Source organism: Methylosinus sporium (assembly GCF_003113265.1).
Taxonomy (GTDB): domain Bacteria; phylum Pseudomonadota; class Alphaproteobacteria; order Rhizobiales; family Beijerinckiaceae; genus Methylosinus; species Methylosinus sporium.
Map to the genome: position 1 here is coordinate 1 of NZ_PUIV01000034.1, position 19454 is coordinate 19454.

Below are 19454 nucleotides of genomic sequence, written 5' to 3' on the forward strand. Positions count from 1 at the left end.
GACGGAGCGTTTCGATCGCGGTGAGCGTCGCGGCTCGAGCTTCGGCGCCGGCGATGGGCCGCGCCGCGAGCGCGCGCCGCGTCGTGAGGGCGAGGGTCGTCCTCCGCGTCGGGATGGCGCGGAGCAGCGTCCGCGCGCCGAACGGACGGAGCGTTTCGACCGCGGCGAGCGTCGCGGGTCGAGCTTCGGCGCTAGCGATGGGCCGCGCCGCGAGCGCGCGCCGCGTCGTGAGGGCGAGGAGCGTCCGCCGCGTCGCGAGGGAGCGGCCGCCCGTGCGCCCTCTGGCGAGCGTTTCGAGCGTGGCGAGCGTAAGAGTTCCGGTGAGCGCAAGAGCTTCGCAGGCAAGGGCTCCGGCAAGCGTTTCGACTCCGGCGACGCGCCGCGGGGCGAGCGCGCGCCGCGCAAGGCGGGTGAGGGCCGCTCGCCGCGTCGTGACGGGGATGCGCGTCCGCCGTCGGGCGAGCGTCGCGGTCCGCCGCGGAGCGGCGCGGGCAAAGGGCCGGGCAGAGGCGGGCCGGCTGGCAAAGGTCCTGGCAAGGGGCCGCGCAAGCCCGGCGGCGCGCCGCGCAAGCCGCGCTAGCCCATGCGCATCGTCGCCGGCAGCTTTCGCGGCCGCGTGCTGAAGACGCCGCAATCGCAGGCGATCCGCCCCACTTCGGATCGCCTGCGCGAATCCGTCTTCGACATTCTCGCCCATGCCTATGACGATCCGGTTCCGGGCGCGCGCGTCGTCGATCTCTTCGCCGGCACGGGCGCGCTCGGCCTCGAGGCCTTGTCGCGCGGCGCTGCGAAAATCCTCTTCATCGACGATGGCGCGGAGGCGCGCGCGCTGCTGCGCGCCAATGTCGAGGCGCTGGGCGCGGGCGGCGTGACGCGCGTTTTTCGGCGTGACGCGACCAAGCTCGGCCTCGCGCCGCCGGGCGAACTGTTCACTCTCGCTTTTCTCGATCCGCCCTATGGGCGCGATCTCGCGACGCGCGCGCTGCGCTCGCTGATCGACGGCGGCTGGCTCGCCGAGGGCGCGCTGATCGTCATCGAAGAGGGGGCGGATGCGCCTCTCGCTCTGCCCGAGGGAATCGTCGAGCAAGAGCGCCGCCGCTATGGCGACACGCAGATCGTCATTGCGCGATGCGTCAGAATGGATTCCACGTCGCTTCCGGCGTGAATTTCAGATAGCCGAGATTGAGGCCGAGGCGCGCGCCGACGCCCGCCCGGATCGGGGCGATGACGACGCCGTCCGCCGTGAGCTCGGTGAAGCCCAGTCCGCCGACGAGATAGGCGGAGCCGGCGACGCCGCCGAAGCGGGTGAAGATCGCATCGACGGAAGGCAGATTATAGACGAGCATCATGGTGCGGTCGCCATTGGCGCCGGCGTCGAAGCCGAGCGACGGACCTTGCCAATAGACGCGCCGTTGGCCGGCGTTGCGCGTGTACATGACTCCTTCGCCATAGCGCAGGCCGCCGACGAAGGCCCCCGAGCCTTCCTGTCCCAGCACATAGGCGTTGGGGCGGCCCCAGCGCCGCGCCATCTGCTCGACGCCCTGCGCGAGATCGCGCGCTATGGAGCCGAAGAAGCGATGGCCGTTGCGCACCACCTCGTCGCCGGACATGGGCTCGGGTCTGGGTTCCGGCCGCTCGCCATAGGCGCGCGCCGGCGTGAGCGGCGACAGAGCGGCCGCCGCGGCGAGCGCGAGCATCTCTCTGCGAGTCGAATGAGCGGCGCGCATTACGAAAACCCCCGTTGCGGCGAATGCGAATCAGTCCGCTGAAGTTTGGATGCGATCGTGTCGCGCCTGTGGCGCCTCGGCGGCTCTTCTTCGCGAGACGAAGAATCTCTCCGCGGCCTTAACAAAGTCTTGCAGCGGCGGGATCGCCGAAGGCGATGAAAGGTCCGTTGCGATAGGAGGCTTCCGCCTTGCCATAGGCGAGCGGCCTGCCGGAAGGATCGACGACGCCGCCGCCGGCAGCCCGCAGCACGGCGTCGCCTGCCGCCGTATCCCATTCCATCGTCGGGCCGAAGCGTGGATAGAGATCGGCCGCGCCCTCCGCGAGACGGCAGAATTTGATCGAGGAGCCGACATCGCGCGTCTTTGCGACGCGATGCGTCGCGAGAAAGGCCTTCGTCTCTGCGTCGAGATGCGAGCGGCTGACCAGCGCCGTCGGTCCTTCTGCGGGCAGAGCGCGCACGCGCAGGAGGCTCCAGGCCTCGCGCTCCGGCGCCGGCCGGCCGGGCTGCGCATGGGCGGCGAAGGCGCGCGCGCCCGCGAACCATAATTGTCTCAGAGCCGGGGCGAAGACCGCGCCGGCGCGCGGCGCGCCTGCGACGACGAGGCCGATATTGATGGTGAACTCGCCGCTGCGCGCGAGAAACTCGCGCGTGCCGTCGAGCGGATCGACGAGCAGGAAAGTCTCGGCGCGCGCGAAATCGGCGCCCGCGGCGGCGGCTTCCTCGGCGACGATGGGAAGGCCGGGCAGCAGCTCGGCGAGACGCGGCGTCAGAAAGGCCTCGATTCTCTCATCCGCCTCGCAGACCGGGCTCGACTCCTTCTTTGCGCGCGCGTCGATCGTCGGCGCGGCGAGGACATCCATCGCAATGGCGCCGGCGCGGGTCGCCAGATCGGCGAAGGCCGCCGCCAGCGCGTCGAAATCTTCGTCGCTCTCGAGCCGCACGCTTTTTAGAACTCCAAATCGCCGCGCCGCTCGACGAGAGCCGCCTCGCTCGTCTCTTCCGCGCGCAGATCGTCGACGCGTCCTGCGGGCGGTCCGCGCCGCGCCGCCTCTACCAGCGCTCGCAGCGCGCCCTGCGGCCCGGCGGCGACGATCTCCACCGCGCCATCGTTGCAATTGCGCGCCCAGCCGGCGAGCGCGAGCCGTCCGGCCTCCCGCGCGACAAAGGCGCGAAAGCCGACGCCCTGCACGCGGCCGCGCACGATGATGCGGAAAACGCGTCGCGCCTCGCTCATTGCGCGGACTCGACGGCGATATTGTCGATGAGCCGCGTCGCGCCGAGCTTGGCGGCGCCGAGCAGGCGGATCGGCCCGTCGTGCCGGCGGGCGACGCGCGCCAGAGTCTCGGCGTGGCGCGCCTCGAGATAATCGATGAGGAATCCCTCGGCGGCGACTTGCTCGCGCGCCTCGCCCATCACATGGCCGATCGGCTCGCCATCGGCGATGCGCCGAGCGGCCTCGGTCAATGCGCGATGCAGCACAGGGGCGATGCGCCGCTCCTCGGCCGTAAGATAGATGTTGCGCGAGGACATTGCGAGCCCGTCCGCCTCCCGCAAAGTAGGCGCGCCGACGATCTCCGCGCGCAGGTCGAGATCGCGCGCCAGGCGCTTTATCACCAGCAATTGCTGATAATCCTTTTCGCCGAAGACGGCGACGTCGCAATCGGCCTGATTGAGCAGCTTGGCGACGACGAGGGCGACGCCGGAAAAATGCGTCGGCCGGAAATGATCCTCGAGATCGGCGACCGCCGGCCCGCCCACCGCGACCGTGGTGGAAAAGCCCGGCGGATACATCTCCTCCACCGCCGGCGCATAGCAGAGATCGGCCGCAACGTTCGCGAGCTTCTCGACATCGTCCGCGAGCGTGCGCGGATAGCGGTCGAAATCCTCGCCAGCTCCGAATTGCGTCGGATTGACGAAGACCGAGACCAGCACGCGGCGGGCGCGCCGGCGCGCCTCCTCCACCAGCGAGAGATGGCCCTCGTGCAGCGCCCCCATTGTGGGGACGAAGCCGACGCGCTCGCCGCGCGCGCGCCATTGCGCGACGCGCTCGCGCAACTCGGCGAGCGTGTGGACGGTCGGAACAAAAAAGGCGCTCATCTTCGGCTCATCCTCTGCTGCGCATTGGGCGCATGGCTCTCCAGAAAAGCGATATAGGCCGCGGGCAGGCCGAGAGCGCGCGCCGAGGCGACGATATTCTCGACATAGCCCGGCGCCGCCGGCCCCTCGCGCGTCGAAGTGCCGATATAGACGAGCGCCCGCGCCGAGCCCACTGGCGCGCGCAGCACCGGCTGCACCACCTTGCGGTAGAGCCGGCGGCCGATCTCCTCGTAACGGTCGAGCGCCGGCACATCCGCCACGGCGAGGTCATAGAGCAGGCCATGGACCTGCGCCCGCGCATCTGGCGCGACAGTGGCGTAGCCCGTCTCCAGAATGGCGAAACGATAGCGCGCCAGCCGGCCGAGGCCGAGCGGCCGCGAATGGGGACAGCGGACGGCCATTGCGGCGACGTCCATATTGGCGCCATAGGCGAAATAGAGAGGCATGTGGTCTTTCCGAGCGGCGGCGGACCTTAGCGCATAGCGCCGCAGCGAGCGAGGCGCCGCGGGCGCCCCTCGCGGAAAGAAAAAGAGCCCGGCCTGCGCCGGGCTCCCAACAAAGAGCGGCCCCTGGGAATAAACCACCCTCATCGATTATTCTCAGCGTTGGATGCAGTTTTAGAAATGCGTCGAATCGACGCGAGGGCGAGAAGGGAAGACGGAAATGGAGGAGTTCGAAGGCGGCTTTCTGCGCAACACGGCGATCGGCCTCGTCCTGGCTCTGGCGGCGGCGATCGTCTATGTCTGGTTCCGCTAGGCGCGCGCGGCCGGTTGACGCGCGGTCATAGAGAAGCGATAGGCTTCGCCGCGAGTCCGGTACGGCTCCGGGTTCGGAAGGGTGGCCGAGTGGTTTAAGGCAGCGGTCTTGAAAACCGCCGTGGGGGAAACTTCACCGTGGGTTCGAATCCCACCCCTTCCGCCAGTCCAGACGGTTGCTTTTTTTCCTCCAGAAGAATTGTCTTTCGGCGTCGCCTCTGACGGATTGTGTGAGACGCTGCGAATACCGTCGGCGATCAAGATCGAAGCGGCAGAGCCTTCGAGGAGCGCGAATACGACCCAAATAACGAGCATGACTTTTGGGAACGACAACGCTGCGATGTTACCTTTGTTGTGGTCGTGAGGGTCGCCAAAAGGACGTGGGTATCTCAATTTTAGTTCGAAGAAATTTCCCGGGCATTTAATATCAGATTCAAATGATTCATAATGCCGCCTCAAATATTCCAGCTGATTTTGGGCTGCTTGAACGCCTTCATTGGTTTTTGTGCAAAAAAAGATAGCCAGAGCGGACAAAAGAAACATCACCCCCAGAATCCCACCGGAGAAAAAGTAGTCGACGGCGTTCTTGTCGATTTCTCTGAGCGCTGTCAGCAACACTCCCTGTGTCGCGAGAATGCCGCCGCTCAGCACGATGGACCATTGGTTTCGATAATTGATGAGATTGTTTTCCCTTTCCATGTTGCGCCACATCGCTTCGTAGATCTTGTGGAGATCGGGTGACGGGCCAGTTGGTGAGGGCGAGGGTAAGGCCGTTGAATTTTCTGGCTGTGAGTTGTTTGTCATGAATTGAACTCGGGTCGGCAAAGGGTTTGTGGCAAGTGGAGCCGCTTATATTTGACGAGTAATGAACTCGAGTGTCAAGTCATGGGGACCTCCGGTTCCGGTAGAGCAGGTTTTTAACTCTGTATCATTCAACTCGGCGCGGAGCGCCTTCCTCCACGCCGAAACGCTTGCGGCGGCTGCCCGTAAACGCGCAGAAACGCCCGTCGCATTCGTTCTGGATCGCGAAAGCCGCTGTCGCGCGCGATTTGCTCGATCGCGTCGGCGCCGCTCTCCAGCACGCTCTTCGCTCTATCGAGCCGCAGGCGCTCGATCGCCTTGGCGGGCGTCGCGCCGGTGGCGCGGGAGAAAGCGCGCGCGAAATTGCGTGGGCTCATCGCGGCCTGCTCGGCAAGCTCCTCCACGGTGAGGCGTTGTCGCAGACGCTCGCTCGCCCAGCGGAGCAGCGTCGCGAATTTGTCTTGCCGACTCTCCAATTCCAGCAGCGCGGAAAATTGCGATTGCCCACCCGGGCGTCGGTGATAGACGACGAGCTGCCGCGCGACGGCGCGCGCGACATCTTCGCCGTGATCATCGTCGATCATCGCCAGCGCGAGATCGATCCCCGCAGTGATTCCAGCGGAGCTCCAGATCGGCCCGTCGCGCACGAAGATCAAATCCGGCTCCAGCCGAACCTTCGGAAAACGTCGCTGAAAATCGCCGCTGCGGCTCCAATGCGTCGTCGCTCTGCGGCCGTCGAGAAGCCCGGCCGCCGCCAGCACATAGGCGCCCGAGCACACGCTCGCCACACGTCGCGCGCGCGTCGCCGCGCGGGCGACGAAAGCGAGAGTCGCTCTGTCCGTGGCGGCGGCGCGTGTGCCGAGGCCTCCGGCGATCAGCAGCGTGTCGCAACGTCGCGCCGCGGCGAAGCCCCCGGCCGCCATGGCGACGCCGGAGGAGGAGCGTACGAGGCCGGAAGCGGCGGCGATCGTCCGTATCGCATAGGCGCCGGGGACGATGCGCGCGGCGATCTCGAATGCGGCGATCGGACCCGCGGCGTCGAGAATCTGAAAATCCTCGAAGATCAGCAGAGCGATGATCCGCGCGCTCATGGCTCTGTCCGAAAAAGTGGGGAAACCGTCATTTCAGACAGAGCCTAGCGGCGCTACTCTGCCTTCGTCAACAAGGGGGAGGCTCGCAATGTCGGACCAAAGCCTTCGCATCGTCTTCGCGATTTTTCCGCGTCTCACCCAGCTCGACTTCACCGGGCCTTTCGAGGTGCTGTCGCGACTGCCCGGCGCCGAGGTCGTCGTCGCCTCGCGCGAGGGCGGCGCCGTCGCTTCCGACACGGGGCTCGAATTCGGCTCGACGCGCGCGCTCGCCAGCGTGGAGCGCTGCGATCTCCTCTGCGTTCCCGGCGGTCCCGGCGTCGAGGCGGCGTCGGTCGATCGCGAATATCTGGAGCAGATCGCGCGGCTCGCGGAAGGCGCGCGCTATGTGACCTCGGTTTGCAACGGCTCGCTGCTGCTCGGCGTCGCCGGCCTGCTGCGCGGCAAGCGCGCCGCCTGCCATTGGGCCTGGCGCGATCTTCTGCCATTGTTCGGCGCCGTTCCAGACGCCGCGCGCGCCGTGCGCGACGGCCGCGTCGTCACCGGCGGCGGCGTGACGGCGGGCATTGATTTCGCTTTGACGCTCGCAGCCGATATCGCCGGCGAGCAGGTCGCGCGCGCGATCCAATTGTCGATCGAATATGCGCCGGCGCCGCCTTTCGACAGCGGGCGTCCAGAGACGGCGGGCGAAGCGCTGGTCGAATTCGTATCGCCGCGTTTCGCCGAGCGAAAGGCGCGCTTTGCGGCTTTGCACGGCTGAGCGCGGCGCGGCTTCTCCGATGCGGCTTTCTGTGCTCTATCGAGCGCTTCTGTCGCCGCAATGGATGCGCCTATGACCACCGCCGCCACGCCTGCGCATGTCGTCATCGACGGCTTTCTCGGCGCGGCGCGCGCCGGCGAGCTGATGCAATTCGCGCTGGAGCATGAGAGCGAATTTCACCAATCGCGTTTCTACACAGCCGAGCGCGAGGCGCGCGTCGATACGTCGGTGCGCGATTCTTCGCATCTTCTCGAGCTCGGCCCGCTGCGCGCGGCTTTCGCCGCGTCCGTCGATGTGGTCCTCGCGCGTCTGACGAGCGAGCTGAATGTTTGTCTGCCGTCCGAAACGAAAAAAGAGATCGAGATGGTGCGCTATGGCGACGGCGGCTTCTTCAAGCGCCACGCCGATGCGCCGCCGCGGCCGGACGGACACGACAGCGTGCGGGCGCTCACGCTCGTCTATTATTTTCACGCGCTGCCCAAGCGTTTCGACGGCGGCGAGCTGCGGCTCTTTTCGCCGGATGCGGGCTTTGCGGATGTAGCGCCGGTCTATGATCGTCTCGTCGCTTTTCCTTCCACCGCATTGCATGAGGTGCGGCCGACGCGCTGCGCGAGCGCATTTGCCGATGGGAGATTTTCGATCAATTGCTGGGTGAGGCGGCCGCGCGAAGGGCAATCCCCCTCGCCCTCATGCTGAGGAGGTCGCGAAGCGACGGTCTCGAAGCACGAGGGCGAGTTCCCGAAGGCGGCGCTGACGGTTTCCTCGTCCTTCGAGACGGCGGCTGCGCCGCCTCCTCAGGATGAGGAAACCTCAACCCGATTCTTCTCCAGGTCCGGGACAGCTTTCGTTCTGGTCGGCCTGGAACAGGCAGAGCGCGAGATAGGCGGATGTTCCTATTCAAAGAAGTTCATTGTATGTTCTCATACCCCCTCGCGCTCCCCCTCGCGAATCGCTAAAATCCCCTCCATGGCCAAATCCGACGATCTTTTCGGCGGCGCCCCGCGCAAGCCGGCCGCCGCTCCCGCTGCGAAAGCGCCCAAGGCGCCGGCGGAGTATGACGCCGCCTCCATCGAGGTGCTCGAGGGGCTGGAGCCGGTCCGGCGGCGGCCGGGCATGTATATCGGCGGCAAGGACGAGGCCGCCATGCATCACCTCTTCGCGGAGGTGCTGGACAACGCCATGGACGAGGCCGTCGCAGGCCACGCCAGCTTCATAGAGGTCACGCTCGAGCCGGAGGGCTGGCTCACCGTCGTGGACAATGGCCGCGGTTTTCCGATCGATCGACACCCCCGGTTTCCGGACAAGACCGGGCTCGAAGTCGCGATGACCATGCTGCACGCCGGCGGCAAATTCGACTCGGGGGCCTATCAAACCTCCGGCGGCCTGCACGGCGTCGGCGTGTCCGTGGTCAACGCCCTGTCGGAGAGGGTCGAGGTCGAGGTGGCCAGAGAGCAGCAGCTCTATCGTCAGGTCTTCTCGCGCGGCCTCGTCGCCAGCAAGTTCGAAAAGCTCGGCCGCATCGCCAATCGTCGCGGCACCAAGGTGCGCTTCAAGCCGGACGCGGACATCTTCGGCCCGGCGACGCATTGGCGGCCGGCGCGGCTGTTCCGCATGTCGCGCTCCAAGGCCTATCTCTTCGGCGGCGTCGAGATTCGCTGGCGCTGCGCCAAAGAGCTGATCGAGCCGGGCTCCGACGTTCCGGCCGAGGCGGTGCTGCGTTTTCCCGGCGGCCTGCGCGACTATCTCGCGCGCGAGACCGAGGGCAAGGAGCTGGTCGCCGATCAGCCCTTCGTCGGCAAGGTGCAGCGCGAGGGCGGCCATGGCTCGCTCGAATGGGCGATCGCCTGGTTCGCCAATGAGGACGGCTTTTCGCACTCTTATTGCAACACGATTCCGACGCCCGACGGCGGCACGCATGAGGCGGGCTTTCGCCTCGCTCTGCTGCGCGGCTTGAAGGATCACGCCGAGCGCATCGGCCAGGCCAAGCGCGCCGCCAATGTGACGGCGGACGATCTCATGGGCCAATCGGCGGCGATGATCTCCGTGTTCATTCGCGAGCCGGAATTCCAGGGCCAGAACAAGACGCGGCTGATGAATGTCGAAGCGTCGCGCCTCGTCGAAGGCGCGGTGCGCGACGCTTTCGATCATTGGCTCGCCGGCGCGCCGTCGCAGGCGGGCAAGCTGCTCGATTTCGCGGTGGAGCGCTCCGAGGAGCGGCTTCGCCGACGCGCCGAGAAGGAGCAGGCGCGCAAATCCCCGACGCGCAAATTGCGCCTGCCGGGCAAGCTCGCCGATTGCACCAATACATCGTCGCAAGGCTCGGAGATATTCATCGTCGAGGGCGATTCCGCCGGCGGCTCCGCCAAGGCCGCGCGCGACCGCGCCAGCCAGGCGGTGCTGCCTCTGCGCGGCAAGATTCTCAATGTCGCCTCCGCCGGACGCGAGAAGCTCGCCGCCAATCAGCAGCTCGCCGATCTGGTGCAGGCGCTCGGCTGCGGAATCGGCTCGCATTATCGCGACGAGGATTTGCGCTACGACAAGATCATCGTGATGACGGACGCCGATGTCGACGGCGCGCATATCGCGTCGCTGCTCATCACTTTCTTCTTTCGGCAAATGCCCAAGCTCATCGACGGCGGCCATCTCTATCTCGCCGTGCCGCCGCTGTATAAGCTCACGCAAGGCGCCAAGACCGTCTATGCGCGCGACGACGCGCATCGCGACGAGCTGGTGAAGAAAGTGCTGACCGGCAAGGGCAAGATCGAGACGAGCCGCTTCAAAGGCCTCGGCGAGATGATGCCGGCTCAGCTCAAGGAAACGACGATGGACGCCAGGAAGCGCACTCTGCTCAAGGTGGTGATCGCCGGCGAGGAGCGCGAGGAGACCGCCGATTGCGTCGAGCGGCTGATGGGCGCCAAGCCAGAGGCGCGTTTCGCCTTCATTCAGGAGCGCGCCGCTTTCGCCACGGAATTGGATGTGTGAAGGGAACCGTGGATCGGACCACGGCGTTTCCTCTCTCGCATATCGGGGCGCGATCGATGAGTCGCGCGATTTTGAAATGATTTTCTCGCCCGCCGACGGCCGTTGGGCTATGGTTCGCGCCACTCGAAGCGGGCGGCGGGCGTCGAGGGACCGATCTTGACGGACATCGACAGCAAGAGCGAGGCGTCCGCGCCGCAGCGGGCGGATGATCGCGACGCCGCGCTGGCGCTCGAGCGAATGCGCATGGCGCTGGATGCGAGCCTCACCGGAATTTGGGATTGGGATCTCGTCACCGGCGAGGTGCATCTCGACGAGCGGGTGCGCGCGCTCTGGGCTTTGCCGGAAGGCGCGCCCGGAAGCTTCGAGATTTTTCGCAATGCGATGCACAAGGACGACAAGGCGCAGACGCGCGAGGCGGCGCCCGCCGCGCTCGATCCGGGCCAGCTCGGCGATTACGAGGCGGAGTATCGCATCATCGGCCAGACCGACGGCGTCGAGCGCTGGATCGCAGTGCGCGGCCGCACGTTTTTCGAAGGCGGACGCGCCGCGCGCATCATCGGCACGGCGCGCGACATCACCGATCGCAAGCGGCGCGAGGATCATGTCCATGTGCTGCTGCGCGAGCTGGTGCATCGCTCCAAAAATCTTCTCGCCGTCGTGCAGGCCATGGCGCGGCAGACGGCGGCGGGCGCGCCTTCGCTCGCCGATTTCCAGCGCAAATTCGCCGCGCGTCTGCAGGCGCTCTCCATGGCGCATGATCTTCTCGTCTCGCAGGATTGGCATGGCGCGTCGATGCCGGAGCTGGTGCGCGCGCAATTGTCCTATTGTCTCGACGCCGGCTGCGTCGAGGAGCAGACGCGCGCCGGCGGCCCCGATCTGATGCTGAAGCCGGAGGCGGCGCAGAACATCGGCCTCGCATTGCACGAACTCGCCGTGAATGCGCTGACGCATGGCTCGCTGTCACAGCCGGAGGGGCGCATCGAATTGCATTGGCGCATCGACGATGCGCGTTTTGTGGTGGAGTGGCGCGAGTTCGGCGGCCCGCCGGCGGCGCCGGAGCAGATGCGCGAGGGCTTCGGCCATAAGGTGATCAAGCGCCTCGTCGCGCAAGCGCTGGGCGGCGAGGCGACGATCGGCTTTCCGCCCGACGGCTTCGAATGGACGCTCGCCGTGCCGGCGGCGCAAGCGCTGGCGGAGTGAGGATTCTGCAATCGAACGGCGCTCCCTTCCCCCACTGGTGGGAGAAGGGAGCGCGCTTCAGCGCGCGAAATACGTCTCGATGATGCGCTTGTAGATCGCGGTCAGCCCGTCGACATCCTCGAGCCGCGCGTGCTCGTCCACCGCATGGATCGACTCGTTGAGGAGGCCGAACTCCAGCACCGGACAATCGCGCGTGATGAAGCGCGCGTCCGACGTGCCGCCGCTGGTCGAAAGGCCCGGACGGCGCCCCGTCACCTGCTCGATCGCGCCGGCGACCAGCGCGCTGAAATCGCCCGGCGCGGTGAGGAAGGGCAGCGAATTGCAGGGCAGGAACTCCACCTCCACTTTCGCGCCCGCCGCGGCCGTCTCGATCACGCGGAGGATTTCCGCCTGCAACGTCTCCAGCGTCCACACATTGTTGAAGCGGATATTGAAGCGCGCACGCGCTTCGCCGGGAATGACATTGGCGGCCTGATTGCCGATGTCGATCGACGTCACCTCGAGATTGGAGCGGTCGAAATGCTCCGTCCCTTCGTCGAAGACGTGAGTCGACAGAGCGGTGACGATGCGCGCGACAGTGGGCGTGGGATTTTCGGCGCGATGCGGATGGGCGGAATGGCCCTGCTTGCCGCGCACCACGAGACGCCCGTTGAGCGAGCCGCGCCGGCCGATCTTGATCGTGTCGCCGAGTTCTTCGACATTGGTCGGCTCGCCGACGATGCAATGGTCGAAGATCTCGCCATTGGCTTTCGCCCAATCGAGCATCTTCACCGTGCCATTGACGGCGGGGCCTTCCTCGTCGCCGGTGATGAGGAAGGAGATGGCGCCCTCGGGAGCGCCATGCTCCTTCACATAGTCGATGGCGGCGGCGGCGAAGGCGGCTATGCCGCCCTTCATATCGGAGGCGCCGCGGCCGAAAATCTTGCCGTCGGCGATCTCGCCGGAGAAGGGGTCGAAGCGCCAGCGCTCGGGATTGCCGCTCGGCACCACATCCGTATGGCCGGCGAAGACGAGATGCGGCCGGCCCTCGCCGATCTTGGCGAAGAGATTGTCGATGTCCGGCGTGCCTTCCTCTTTGAAGACGAGCCGATGCGTGGCGAAGCCCGCCTCCTTCAAGCGCTGCTCGAGCACGCCGAGCGCGCCGGCGTCCGCCGGGGTGACGGAGGGGCAGCGAAGGAGATCGCGGGTGATGGAAAGGGCGGGGGAAAGAGTCATGGGGGGAAGTTAGGAAAAGCGGCGAGCCTCCGCAATAGGCGGGGCGCGCCGCGTTTCACGCCGGCTTTCGGCCGGCGGCGCGCACGGCGATGAAGGATGGCTCCGTCATGTTCCAAAGATCGACATTGGCGGGGAAGACCATGTCGCCCGGCGGCAGTATGGCGCAGCGGCCCTCGTAATCGGAGGCCTCGACGATCAGGCCGGCGTCCTCGAGCAGCAGACGCAAGGCGTCGCGGCTGAAACGGAAGAAATCATTGGGATGGGCGTGGATGGGGAAGCACTGATGCGTGCCGATCCAGAACAGGCCGCCCGGCGCCAGCACACGGGCGATCTCCTTGGCCGCGATCCATGGCCGCTCCAAATGCTCGAACACGGCGTTGGCGAGGAAACAGTCGAAAGCGCCGGTCCATTGCGCGGGGAGCGCATGGAGATCGGCGACGACGTCCACATCCTGGCCCTCTCGTATGTCCATCTTGAGATAGTCCGCGTCGCGCACCCAGGGAAAATTGGGGCGCGAATGCGTCGCGACGCCTAGCGTCGATTGCCGCGTGCCGGCCTCCAGCACGCGCGCGGGCCGGCGCTCGCGCAGCAGACGGTCGAAAGCCGCGGCGACATCCACTTCGGGCCGGTAGTCGAGCGGCGGCTTGATCTCCACCAGAAAATCGCGATCCGGCTCGCGTCCCTCGCGCGCGCCGATGCGGATGAAATGCAGCAGCGGATTCTCGCCGGAGGCGGCGACGTCGGGATAGCGCAGGAGATAGCCGGCGGTCGAAAAGGCCCAGCTCGGATCGCGCCCCTCCTGCGCGCCGAAGTCGAGATAATGGCGCGCGGGATCGATGGCGGCGTCGCGGACGTCTGGATATCGGTAGAGATACCAGCCGGCGTTGAAGAAGCGGGACGTCTTGATCGACAACAGGTCGTAGGCGCGGCGAATGCCTCGAAAATGCGACTGCTTCATTTCCCAACGTGGATTTCGAACAGGAGCCGGGAACACTACAGGCGCGCGTCGGCGAATCAAGCTTTCGTCGATGTGGGCATTCGGGCTGGCTGGCCTGAAACGTGCTTCCTCGCGGTCACGGAGACAAATGTCCGAAAGGGAACAGGAAATGTCCGAGGAGACCGGGGGCTATTTCATCGATTGGGACGGCAAGATGCGGCCCATCGGCCAGCCCGGCAAAGGGCTGCGCTGCGAGGTGGATCTGAAGGCCAAATATGTGATGGTCTTCAATAAATACGGCGGACTCGATCACGAGTCGACCTGGTACGCCGATGAGGCCGCCGTCGCCAAGGCGGGCCTCAAGGTCGTGCACGCCGATCTCGATTCGCCGATCAAGATTTCCTCGATCGACTGATTTCGCGAGCTTTCCGCGGGGGCGGAGAGGGGGCACGGGGCGCCTGTGGCTGCGGGCGCCCCGATTTATTTACGCGCCCTGCGGATGCGCCAGCGGCGGATGCTCGACATGGCGGGCGTGCAGCCGGAAGGCCAGGATCAGCTCCACAATGCCGAGCGCGATCGCATAGATGCCGAGCCACCAACTCAGCACCACCGCGCCGATGACCGGCGTCAGCAGCAGAAACAGGCCGAACACGACGGCGAGCAGGCCGCCCAGCGCCAGCCACCAGCGGCCGTGATCCTCCTTCAGATCGAGCGCGGAGCCGAAGGTCAGCGCGCCGCCGACGACCTCGCCCGCGCCGAACACTGCGACGAAGATCAGCGCCGTGATGCCGGGCCAGAAGGCCGCGAAAGCGCCAGCGGCGATTTTCACCAATCCGGCCAGGAAGAGGAACAGCCAGGCCTCGCCCTGCCGCGCGGCGCGCACCGCGGCGACGATCGTGGCTATGCCGTCGACGGCAGCGAAAATCGCGAAGACCAGCACCAGCGACAGGATCGTCACGCCGGGCATGAACAGGGCGATGATCCCGAATAGGATCGCGGCGAGGCCACGCAGGGCGATAGCCCACCAATTATGGGCGAGAATGGCGTTTTTCGCCTCGAGCCTGTTCAAATCGAACGGGCCGCCGCGAAACGGGTCGCCGGATACATTGCTCGTGCTCATGCTTGGCTCCTCGGAAATCTCAAGGTGTCGCGAAGCGACGGCTCTCCGACGGGGGAGCCGCGCCCCGCCATCACATCGGTCCGTTTTGCATTTCGTCGAGGCCTCCGCCGGGCGCCGCTCGCGTCGCGAGCGTCGATGCGGACGATTTTGGACGCATTAACCAGATTTCTACCGCTTATTCCTAATATATCTCTGCATATATTTCTGTTTTTCTGCATGACTAGCGCATGAAAGATCGTCAGTCTCGAAGAATAGTTTCATAGAAAAACTATATTCATTGCTCAGTGTTCCGACAGATGGCCTGGAGTTTGCGCGCATTCGCGCGGAAAATTCCGCTTCTCTATTTCATCTTGGCGACCAATGCGCTCGCGGTGATGTTCACCTTCGCGAAATTCGGCCATACTTGGCTCTCGCTCTATGCGCCGAGCGTTTTGCCGCTCTGCCCCTGCGCGGGATCTCCGGCCGGCGCGGCTTTCTCGTCGGATCAGCGTCCGCGCTGATCCCAGGAGCCGCCCATCGTCTTGACGAGGTGAATATAGTCGAAAAGATCGCTCAGCATGAAATGGCGGTTCTCGATCGTCTTCATATGGGCGACCGTATGGGGATCGCCGTCGAGATAGCGCGAGGCGGTCGTTCGGAATTGCTCGGGCAGGCCGAGATTGAAGGAGGAGGGCTGCGTGAGCATTCGGCAGATCTGGTCGAAAAGCAGCCGAAACCTTTCATCCTCTGGGTCCATGTAGACGTCCCCGAAATCCTCCTTGTAGCGGCCGAAGAGAGAAAGATAGTCGGCGCTGTCGGGCTTTTGCTGCATTTTGCTCGTCCATCCCCATTCGAGACGCGAGCCGGCATGAAAGAACGGCGCCACCGCCGCGCAAATCCGCTATAGAGGGCTGGCGGGGCGGCGAGTCCCCGACCCCAATCCCGTTCCCCCGAGGCGACTCCGATCGTGACCTTTGGCGCAGCTCCCTCCCTCACTTCGGCTTTCACGCCCTTCGACGCCGGCGCGGAGGTCGTCGCCGCTTCCTTTCTCGGCGAGGCGCCCGTGCTGGCGCTCGGCGACGGACGGCTCACCATTGCGGGCGGCGCCGAGCTCCGCCACAGCGTGGCGCATCCCGACGGCGCCATATTGGTCGCGGCGAGCGACGGCGAGCGGCTGATTACCGGCGGCGACGACGGGCTCGTCATCGCGTCGGGCGTCGCCGGCGGCCGCGAGATCATCGCCGATGAAAAGGGCAAATGGATCGACGCCGTCGCCGCCCGCGGCGATGGGACGCTCGCCTGGACCGTCGGCCGCGAGCTGCGGGCGCGCACGCCCAAGGGCGAGGTCAAGACGCTGCCGCTGCCGTCGAGCTCGCGCGGAATCGCCTTCTTTCCGAAGGGTTATCGGCTCGCCATCGCTCATTACAACGGCGTCTCGCTGTGGTTTCCCAACGCCGGCGCGCCGGAGGTTCTGGAGTGGAAGGGCTCGCATATCGATGCGACGGTCTCGCCGGACGGCAAATTCGTGCTCACCACAATGCAGGAGAACATGCTGCACGGCTGGCGCGTCTCCGACGGCAAGAATATGCGCATGGCGGGCTATCCGGCGAAGACGCGTTCGCTCTCCTGGTCGCACGACGGCAAATGGCTGGCGACCTCGGGCGCCGACGCCTGCGTCGTCTGGCCGTTCCAATCCAAGGATGGGCCGATGGGCGAGTCGCCGCGCGAGTGCGGCGTGCGGCCGGAGGTGAAGGTGACACGCGTCGCTTTTCATCCGCGCGCGCTCGCCGTGGCGGTCGGCTATGAGGATGGAATGGTGATGCTGTGCCGCCTCACCGACGCCGCTGAATTGCTCGTGCGCGCCCCGGACCAGGGCGCGCCGGCGCGCATTTCGGCGCTCTGTTGGGACGCCAAGGGAACGCGGCTGCTCGTCGGCGCCGAGACCGGCGCGGCGGGCGTGTTGACGCTGCCGACAAAATAGGATTCGGAGCGGGAGGCGCTCATGGCCGCCCATATTCCCAAGCTTTTGTCGATCGCCGGCTCAGATCCCAGCGGCGGCGCCGGCGTGCAGGGCGATCTCAAGACGTTCTCGGCGCTGCGCTGCTACGGAATGGCCGCGATCACGGCGCTCACCGCGCAGAATACGAAAGGAGTGAGCCTCGTTCATCCGGTTCCGCCCGCGGTCGTCGCCGCGCAGATCGACTCGATCTTCGCCGATATAGAGGTGGATGCGGTCAAGATCGGCATGTTGGCCGAGCCTGCGATCGCTCAGGCGGCGGCGGATTCCCTCGCCCGCGCCGGGGCGCGGCGCATCGTCTTCGATCCTGTGCTGGTCGCCACCAGCGGGGATTCCCTTTCTTCCGCCGGCTTGATCGAGACGGCGATCGCGCGGCTCTTTCCGCTCGCGGCGCTCGTGACCCCCAATCTTCCCGAGGCGGCCGCCCTTCTGGGCGCGCCCGCGGCGTCCGCTCCGGGAGAAATGGTCGAGCAGGGTCGCGCGCTTCTCGCCCGTGGGGCGCGCGCCGTGCTGATGAAGGGCGGCCATCTTCCGGGCGAGCCGCTCGACATTCTCGTCGAGGGCGAGAGCGTGCAGGAATTCCACGGCGCGCGCGCGCCGACGCGAAATCTGCACGGCACGGGCTGCGCGCTCTCCGCCGCCATAGCCGCCCATCTGGCGCAGGGCGCGGAACTCGTCCCGGCGATCCGCGCCGCCAAGGATTTTTTGGCGCGGGCGCTCGGCGCCGCCGATACGCTCGCGCTCGGCGGCGGGCGCGGGCCTCCGCATGTGCTGCGCGACCTCTGGAAGCGGTGACGTCAGCGCAGGATTTGCGCCGAACGGCCGCCCCTGCCGCGCAGCGAGGCGATGCTGGTGCGATCGAGGATCAACGCCATGGCGTCGCGCACATCGAGCATAAGATCACGGATCGCGCAGGCGTCCTCGTCCGGGCAGTCGTTGCAGCGCTGATAGGCGGTGCGGCTGGCGCAGGCGATGGGCGCGAGCGGCCCGTCGAGAATGCGGATGATCTGGCCGACGGTGATCTTGTCGGCGGGACGGGCGAGGTGATAGCCGCCGCCCTTGCCCTTCTTGCTGTTGAGAATGCCGGCGTTGCGCAATTCCAGCAGGATCGCGTCGAGGAATTTGCGGGGAATATTGTTCTGCGCCGCCATATCGCCGGCGAGGCACTGCCCTTCGGCGCCGGCGAGATGGATCAGCGCCTTGAGCCCGTATTTCGCTTTGTTGGACAGCATCGGTTCGCAATCTCTCCCATGCGCGCCGCATGGAGCGCGAGCCTCGCCTCGGTCAACTCGGCAAACTCCATCGGCTGTCTTGCCTTCGCCGCGCCGAGCGGGACGAGGGCGCGGCGGACGGCGCGACGCGAGCCCGCCGAGGCCCCGAGCCGACGATGCGAATAGAATAGATATATCGACAATCGCGCAAGAAGGAAAACGCCGAGGTGCGATCCCGCGCGCGGCGGAGAGAAATCGCCCATCCGGCGAGCCGGGCATAAATTCAGTAGAATACTATGATGATGGCGCGTCTGCGGGCGCATCCGCGCCGGCGTGGGCGTGGCGCATGAAGCCGGCGGCGGCGTCCCTTTGTGCGGCGCACAGTCCCGCTGGACGGATCGACATTTCGTCGTTAGGACGTGCGGCTATCCCGGAGAATCTTCATGGCGCGCACGCGCATCTGTCTCGCCCGGCACGGCGAAACCAATTGGAATCTCGAGAGGCGTGTTCAAGGGCAGCTGAACATCCCCTTGAATGTCCGCGGAATGGCGCAGGCGGAGGCGCTGGCGCGCGAGCTCGGCTCGACGCATTTCGACCGCATCTACAGCAGCGATCTGAAACGCGCCATGCAGACCGTCACGCCGCTGGCGCGCCGGCTCGGCCTGCCCATAGAGACGAGCGTCGCGCTGCGCGAGAAGGACGACGGCGGCTGGCACGGCATGACCTTCGACGATGTCGACCGCGCCTTTCCGAGCGAGCACGCCAAGCACCGCCAGCGACAGGCGGATTTTCTCATTCCGGGCGGCGAGACGCTCTCCGCTTTCGCCGCGCGCGTCGGCGATGAGCTGAGCGCCATAGCGGCGCGGCATCCGGGCGAGACGGTGCTTGTCGTCGCCCATGCCGGCGTGCTGGACATTGGCTATCGCCTCGCGACCGGTCTCGGTCTCTCCGAGAAGCGCGATCCGCCGGTGCTGCACGCCGCGCCCAATTGGTTCCTCTATGAGAACGGACGCTGGAAGCTCGAGCGCTGGGCGGAGGAGGGCGCGCGCGAGCGCGTCGTCATGCCCTATGACGGGCGCAAGCTGGAGCGCCGTCCGGCCGCGCGGCTGCTGCCTCTGGACGTGCAGAATCGCGTTCTTCTGTTCCGCTATTCGACACGCCTGTCGCCGGTGTTCGTGGCGCAGGGACATTCGCATTTCTGGGGCTCGATCGGCGGCGCCTTGGAGCCCGGCGAGACCTTCGACGCCGCCGCCCGCCGCGAGCTCGCGGAGGAGACCGGGCTCACCGGCGTCGAGATCGGCGACATCGTCTTCTCGCGCGAGTTTCCGATGCAGCTCGGCGAGGATTGGTTCCAGGCCGACGAGCGTTTCTACGCTATTCGCACGGGCGAGTTCACTCCCGACACCAGCGGCTTCACGGAGATAGAGCGCAGCGACGTGCTCGGCTGGAAATGGTGGAGCGCCGAGGAGATCGCCGCGGCGCAGGAGCTGGTGTTCCCCGAGGCGCTCGACTGGCTGCTGGGCAAGCTGCGGCGCTGATCCTCGCCGAAAGGCGCGCGGGTCC

22 protein-coding genes, 1 tRNA gene and 1 pseudogene are annotated in these 19454 nt (G+C 66.4%); 13 read left to right on the forward strand and 11 right to left on the reverse strand.

Features of this window, described 5'->3' with window-relative positions; genetic code table 11:
* Positions 1-580, forward strand: a pseudogene (locus C5689_RS18720) (pseudouridine synthase); the annotation flags it as partial.
* Positions 581-583: 3 nt separating this feature from the next.
* A complete protein-coding gene (rsmD, locus tag C5689_RS15915) occupies positions 584-1165 on the forward strand; it encodes a 16S rRNA (guanine(966)-N(2))-methyltransferase RsmD (protein WP_108918241.1) in 582 nt (193 codons plus the stop codon).
* Here the strand turns inward: rsmD and C5689_RS15920 are convergent.
* The 5 genes from C5689_RS15920 to C5689_RS15940 all read right to left on the reverse strand — a co-directional run bounded on the left by C5689_RS15920 (position 1134) and on the right by C5689_RS15940 (position 4272).
* Positions 1134-1697, reverse strand: coding sequence for a DUF1134 domain-containing protein (locus C5689_RS15920; RefSeq protein WP_108918274.1), 564 nt, complete (start codon positions 1695-1697; stop codon positions 1134-1136). The genes rsmD and C5689_RS15920 overlap by 32 nt on opposite strands.
* A gap of 148 nt (positions 1698-1845) precedes the next feature.
* A complete protein-coding gene (gene cysQ / locus C5689_RS15925; RefSeq protein WP_108918242.1) occupies positions 1846-2670 on the reverse strand; it encodes a 3'(2'),5'-bisphosphate nucleotidase CysQ in 825 nt (274 codons plus the stop codon).
* A gap of 5 nt (positions 2671-2675) precedes the next feature.
* A complete protein-coding gene (locus C5689_RS15930; protein ID WP_108918243.1) occupies positions 2676-2963 on the reverse strand; it encodes an acylphosphatase in 288 nt (95 codons plus the stop codon).
* Positions 2960-3826: a pantoate--beta-alanine ligase gene (panC, locus tag C5689_RS15935; RefSeq protein WP_108918244.1), complete on the reverse strand. Its 867-nt coding sequence runs from the start codon at positions 3824-3826 to the stop codon at positions 2960-2962. The genes C5689_RS15930 and panC overlap by 4 nt, the downstream gene beginning before the upstream one ends.
* Positions 3823-4272 carry a gamma-glutamylcyclotransferase family protein gene (locus C5689_RS15940; RefSeq protein WP_108918245.1) on the reverse strand — a complete coding sequence of 150 codons (450 nt, stop codon included), beginning with the start codon at positions 4270-4272 and terminating at the stop codon, positions 3823-3825. The genes panC and C5689_RS15940 overlap by 4 nt, the downstream gene beginning before the upstream one ends.
* Before the next feature lie 385 nt (positions 4273-4657).
* Between C5689_RS15940 and C5689_RS15945 the strand changes: the two genes are divergently transcribed.
* Positions 4658-4747 (forward strand) — tRNA-Ser (locus C5689_RS15945).
* A 281-nt stretch (positions 4748-5028) separates the two neighbouring features.
* A complete protein-coding gene (locus C5689_RS18655; RefSeq protein WP_167398735.1) occupies positions 5029-5322 on the forward strand; it encodes a hypothetical protein in 294 nt (97 codons plus the stop codon).
* Between the two features lie 191 nt (positions 5323-5513).
* On the opposite strand, the gene C5689_RS15955 is transcribed toward C5689_RS18655, so the two are convergent.
* Positions 5514-6461, reverse strand: coding sequence for a GlxA family transcriptional regulator (locus C5689_RS15955; RefSeq protein ID WP_162301199.1), 948 nt, complete (start codon positions 6459-6461; stop codon positions 5514-5516).
* A 100-nt stretch (positions 6462-6561) separates the two neighbouring features.
* Here C5689_RS15955 and C5689_RS15960 point away from each other — a divergent pair, with 100 nt between their 5' ends.
* The 4 genes from C5689_RS15960 (at position 6562) to C5689_RS15975 (ending at position 11412) form a co-directional block, all read left to right on the forward strand.
* Positions 6562-7230 (forward strand): DJ-1/PfpI family protein, encoded by a 669-nt coding sequence (locus C5689_RS15960; protein ID WP_108918247.1) that lies wholly within the window; start codon positions 6562-6564, stop codon positions 7228-7230.
* Positions 7231-7302: 72 nt separating this feature from the next.
* A complete protein-coding gene (locus tag C5689_RS15965) occupies positions 7303-7926 on the forward strand; it encodes a 2OG-Fe(II) oxygenase (protein ID WP_158271822.1) in 624 nt (207 codons plus the stop codon).
* Positions 7927-8196: 270 nt separating this feature from the next.
* A complete protein-coding gene (gene parE, locus C5689_RS15970) occupies positions 8197-10212 on the forward strand; it encodes a DNA topoisomerase IV subunit B (RefSeq protein ID WP_108918249.1) in 2016 nt (671 codons plus the stop codon).
* A 156-nt stretch (positions 10213-10368) separates the two neighbouring features.
* Positions 10369-11412 (forward strand): sensor histidine kinase, encoded by a 1044-nt coding sequence (locus C5689_RS15975; protein WP_108918275.1) that lies wholly within the window; start codon positions 10369-10371, stop codon positions 11410-11412.
* 57 nt (positions 11413-11469) lie between these two features.
* Here the strand turns inward: C5689_RS15975 and dapE are convergent, their stop codons facing one another.
* Together dapE and C5689_RS15985 are read right to left on the reverse strand one after the other, a co-directional pair.
* Entirely contained in the window at positions 11470-12627 is a 1158-nt protein-coding gene (gene dapE / locus C5689_RS15980; protein WP_108918250.1) for a succinyl-diaminopimelate desuccinylase, read from the reverse strand.
* A gap of 55 nt (positions 12628-12682) precedes the next feature.
* Entirely contained in the window at positions 12683-13585 is a 903-nt protein-coding gene (locus tag C5689_RS15985) for a methyltransferase domain-containing protein (protein ID WP_108918251.1), read from the reverse strand.
* A 148-nt stretch (positions 13586-13733) separates the two neighbouring features.
* Here C5689_RS15985 and C5689_RS15990 point away from each other — a divergent pair, with 148 nt between their 5' ends.
* Positions 13734-13979, forward strand: coding sequence for a hypothetical protein (locus C5689_RS15990; protein WP_018266465.1), 246 nt, complete (start codon positions 13734-13736; stop codon positions 13977-13979).
* A gap of 69 nt (positions 13980-14048) precedes the next feature.
* Here C5689_RS15990 and C5689_RS15995 read toward each other — a convergent pair whose 3' ends face one another.
* Positions 14049-14684 (reverse strand): HdeD family acid-resistance protein, encoded by a 636-nt coding sequence (locus C5689_RS15995; RefSeq protein ID WP_108918252.1) that lies wholly within the window; start codon positions 14682-14684, stop codon positions 14049-14051.
* Positions 14685-14992: 308 nt separating this feature from the next.
* On the opposite strand from C5689_RS15995, the gene C5689_RS16000 reads away from it, so the two are divergent.
* Positions 14993-15184, forward strand: a complete 192-nt coding sequence (locus C5689_RS16000) for a hypothetical protein (RefSeq protein WP_158271823.1) — start codon at positions 14993-14995, stop codon at positions 15182-15184.
* On the opposite strand, the gene C5689_RS16005 is transcribed toward C5689_RS16000, so the two are convergent.
* On the reverse strand, positions 15169-15495 hold the full coding sequence (locus tag C5689_RS16005; protein WP_108918276.1) for a hypothetical protein: 327 nt from the start codon (positions 15493-15495) through the stop codon (positions 15169-15171). The genes C5689_RS16000 and C5689_RS16005 overlap by 16 nt on opposite strands.
* A gap of 135 nt (positions 15496-15630) precedes the next feature.
* Here C5689_RS16005 and C5689_RS16010 point away from each other — a divergent pair, with 135 nt between their 5' ends.
* Both C5689_RS16010 and thiD read left to right on the forward strand, forming a co-directional pair.
* Positions 15631-16644, forward strand: a complete 1014-nt coding sequence (locus tag C5689_RS16010; protein WP_108918254.1) for a WD40 repeat domain-containing protein — start codon at positions 15631-15633, stop codon at positions 16642-16644.
* A 21-nt stretch (positions 16645-16665) separates the two neighbouring features.
* The gene (gene thiD, locus C5689_RS16015) at positions 16666-17475 is read left to right on the forward strand and encodes a bifunctional hydroxymethylpyrimidine kinase/phosphomethylpyrimidine kinase (protein ID WP_108918255.1); all 810 of its coding nucleotides are present in this window, start codon (positions 16666-16668) and stop codon (positions 17473-17475) included.
* A 2-nt stretch (positions 17476-17477) separates the two neighbouring features.
* On the opposite strand, the gene C5689_RS16020 is transcribed toward thiD, so the two are convergent.
* Positions 17478-17912: an RrF2 family transcriptional regulator gene (locus tag C5689_RS16020; RefSeq protein WP_108918256.1), complete on the reverse strand. Its 435-nt coding sequence runs from the start codon at positions 17910-17912 to the stop codon at positions 17478-17480.
* A gap of 422 nt (positions 17913-18334) precedes the next feature.
* On the opposite strand from C5689_RS16020, the gene C5689_RS16025 reads away from it, so the two are divergent.
* On the forward strand, positions 18335-19429 hold the full coding sequence (locus tag C5689_RS16025) for a histidine phosphatase family protein (protein ID WP_108918257.1): 1095 nt from the start codon (positions 18335-18337) through the stop codon (positions 19427-19429).
* The last annotated feature ends 25 nt before the right edge of the window (positions 19430-19454 follow it).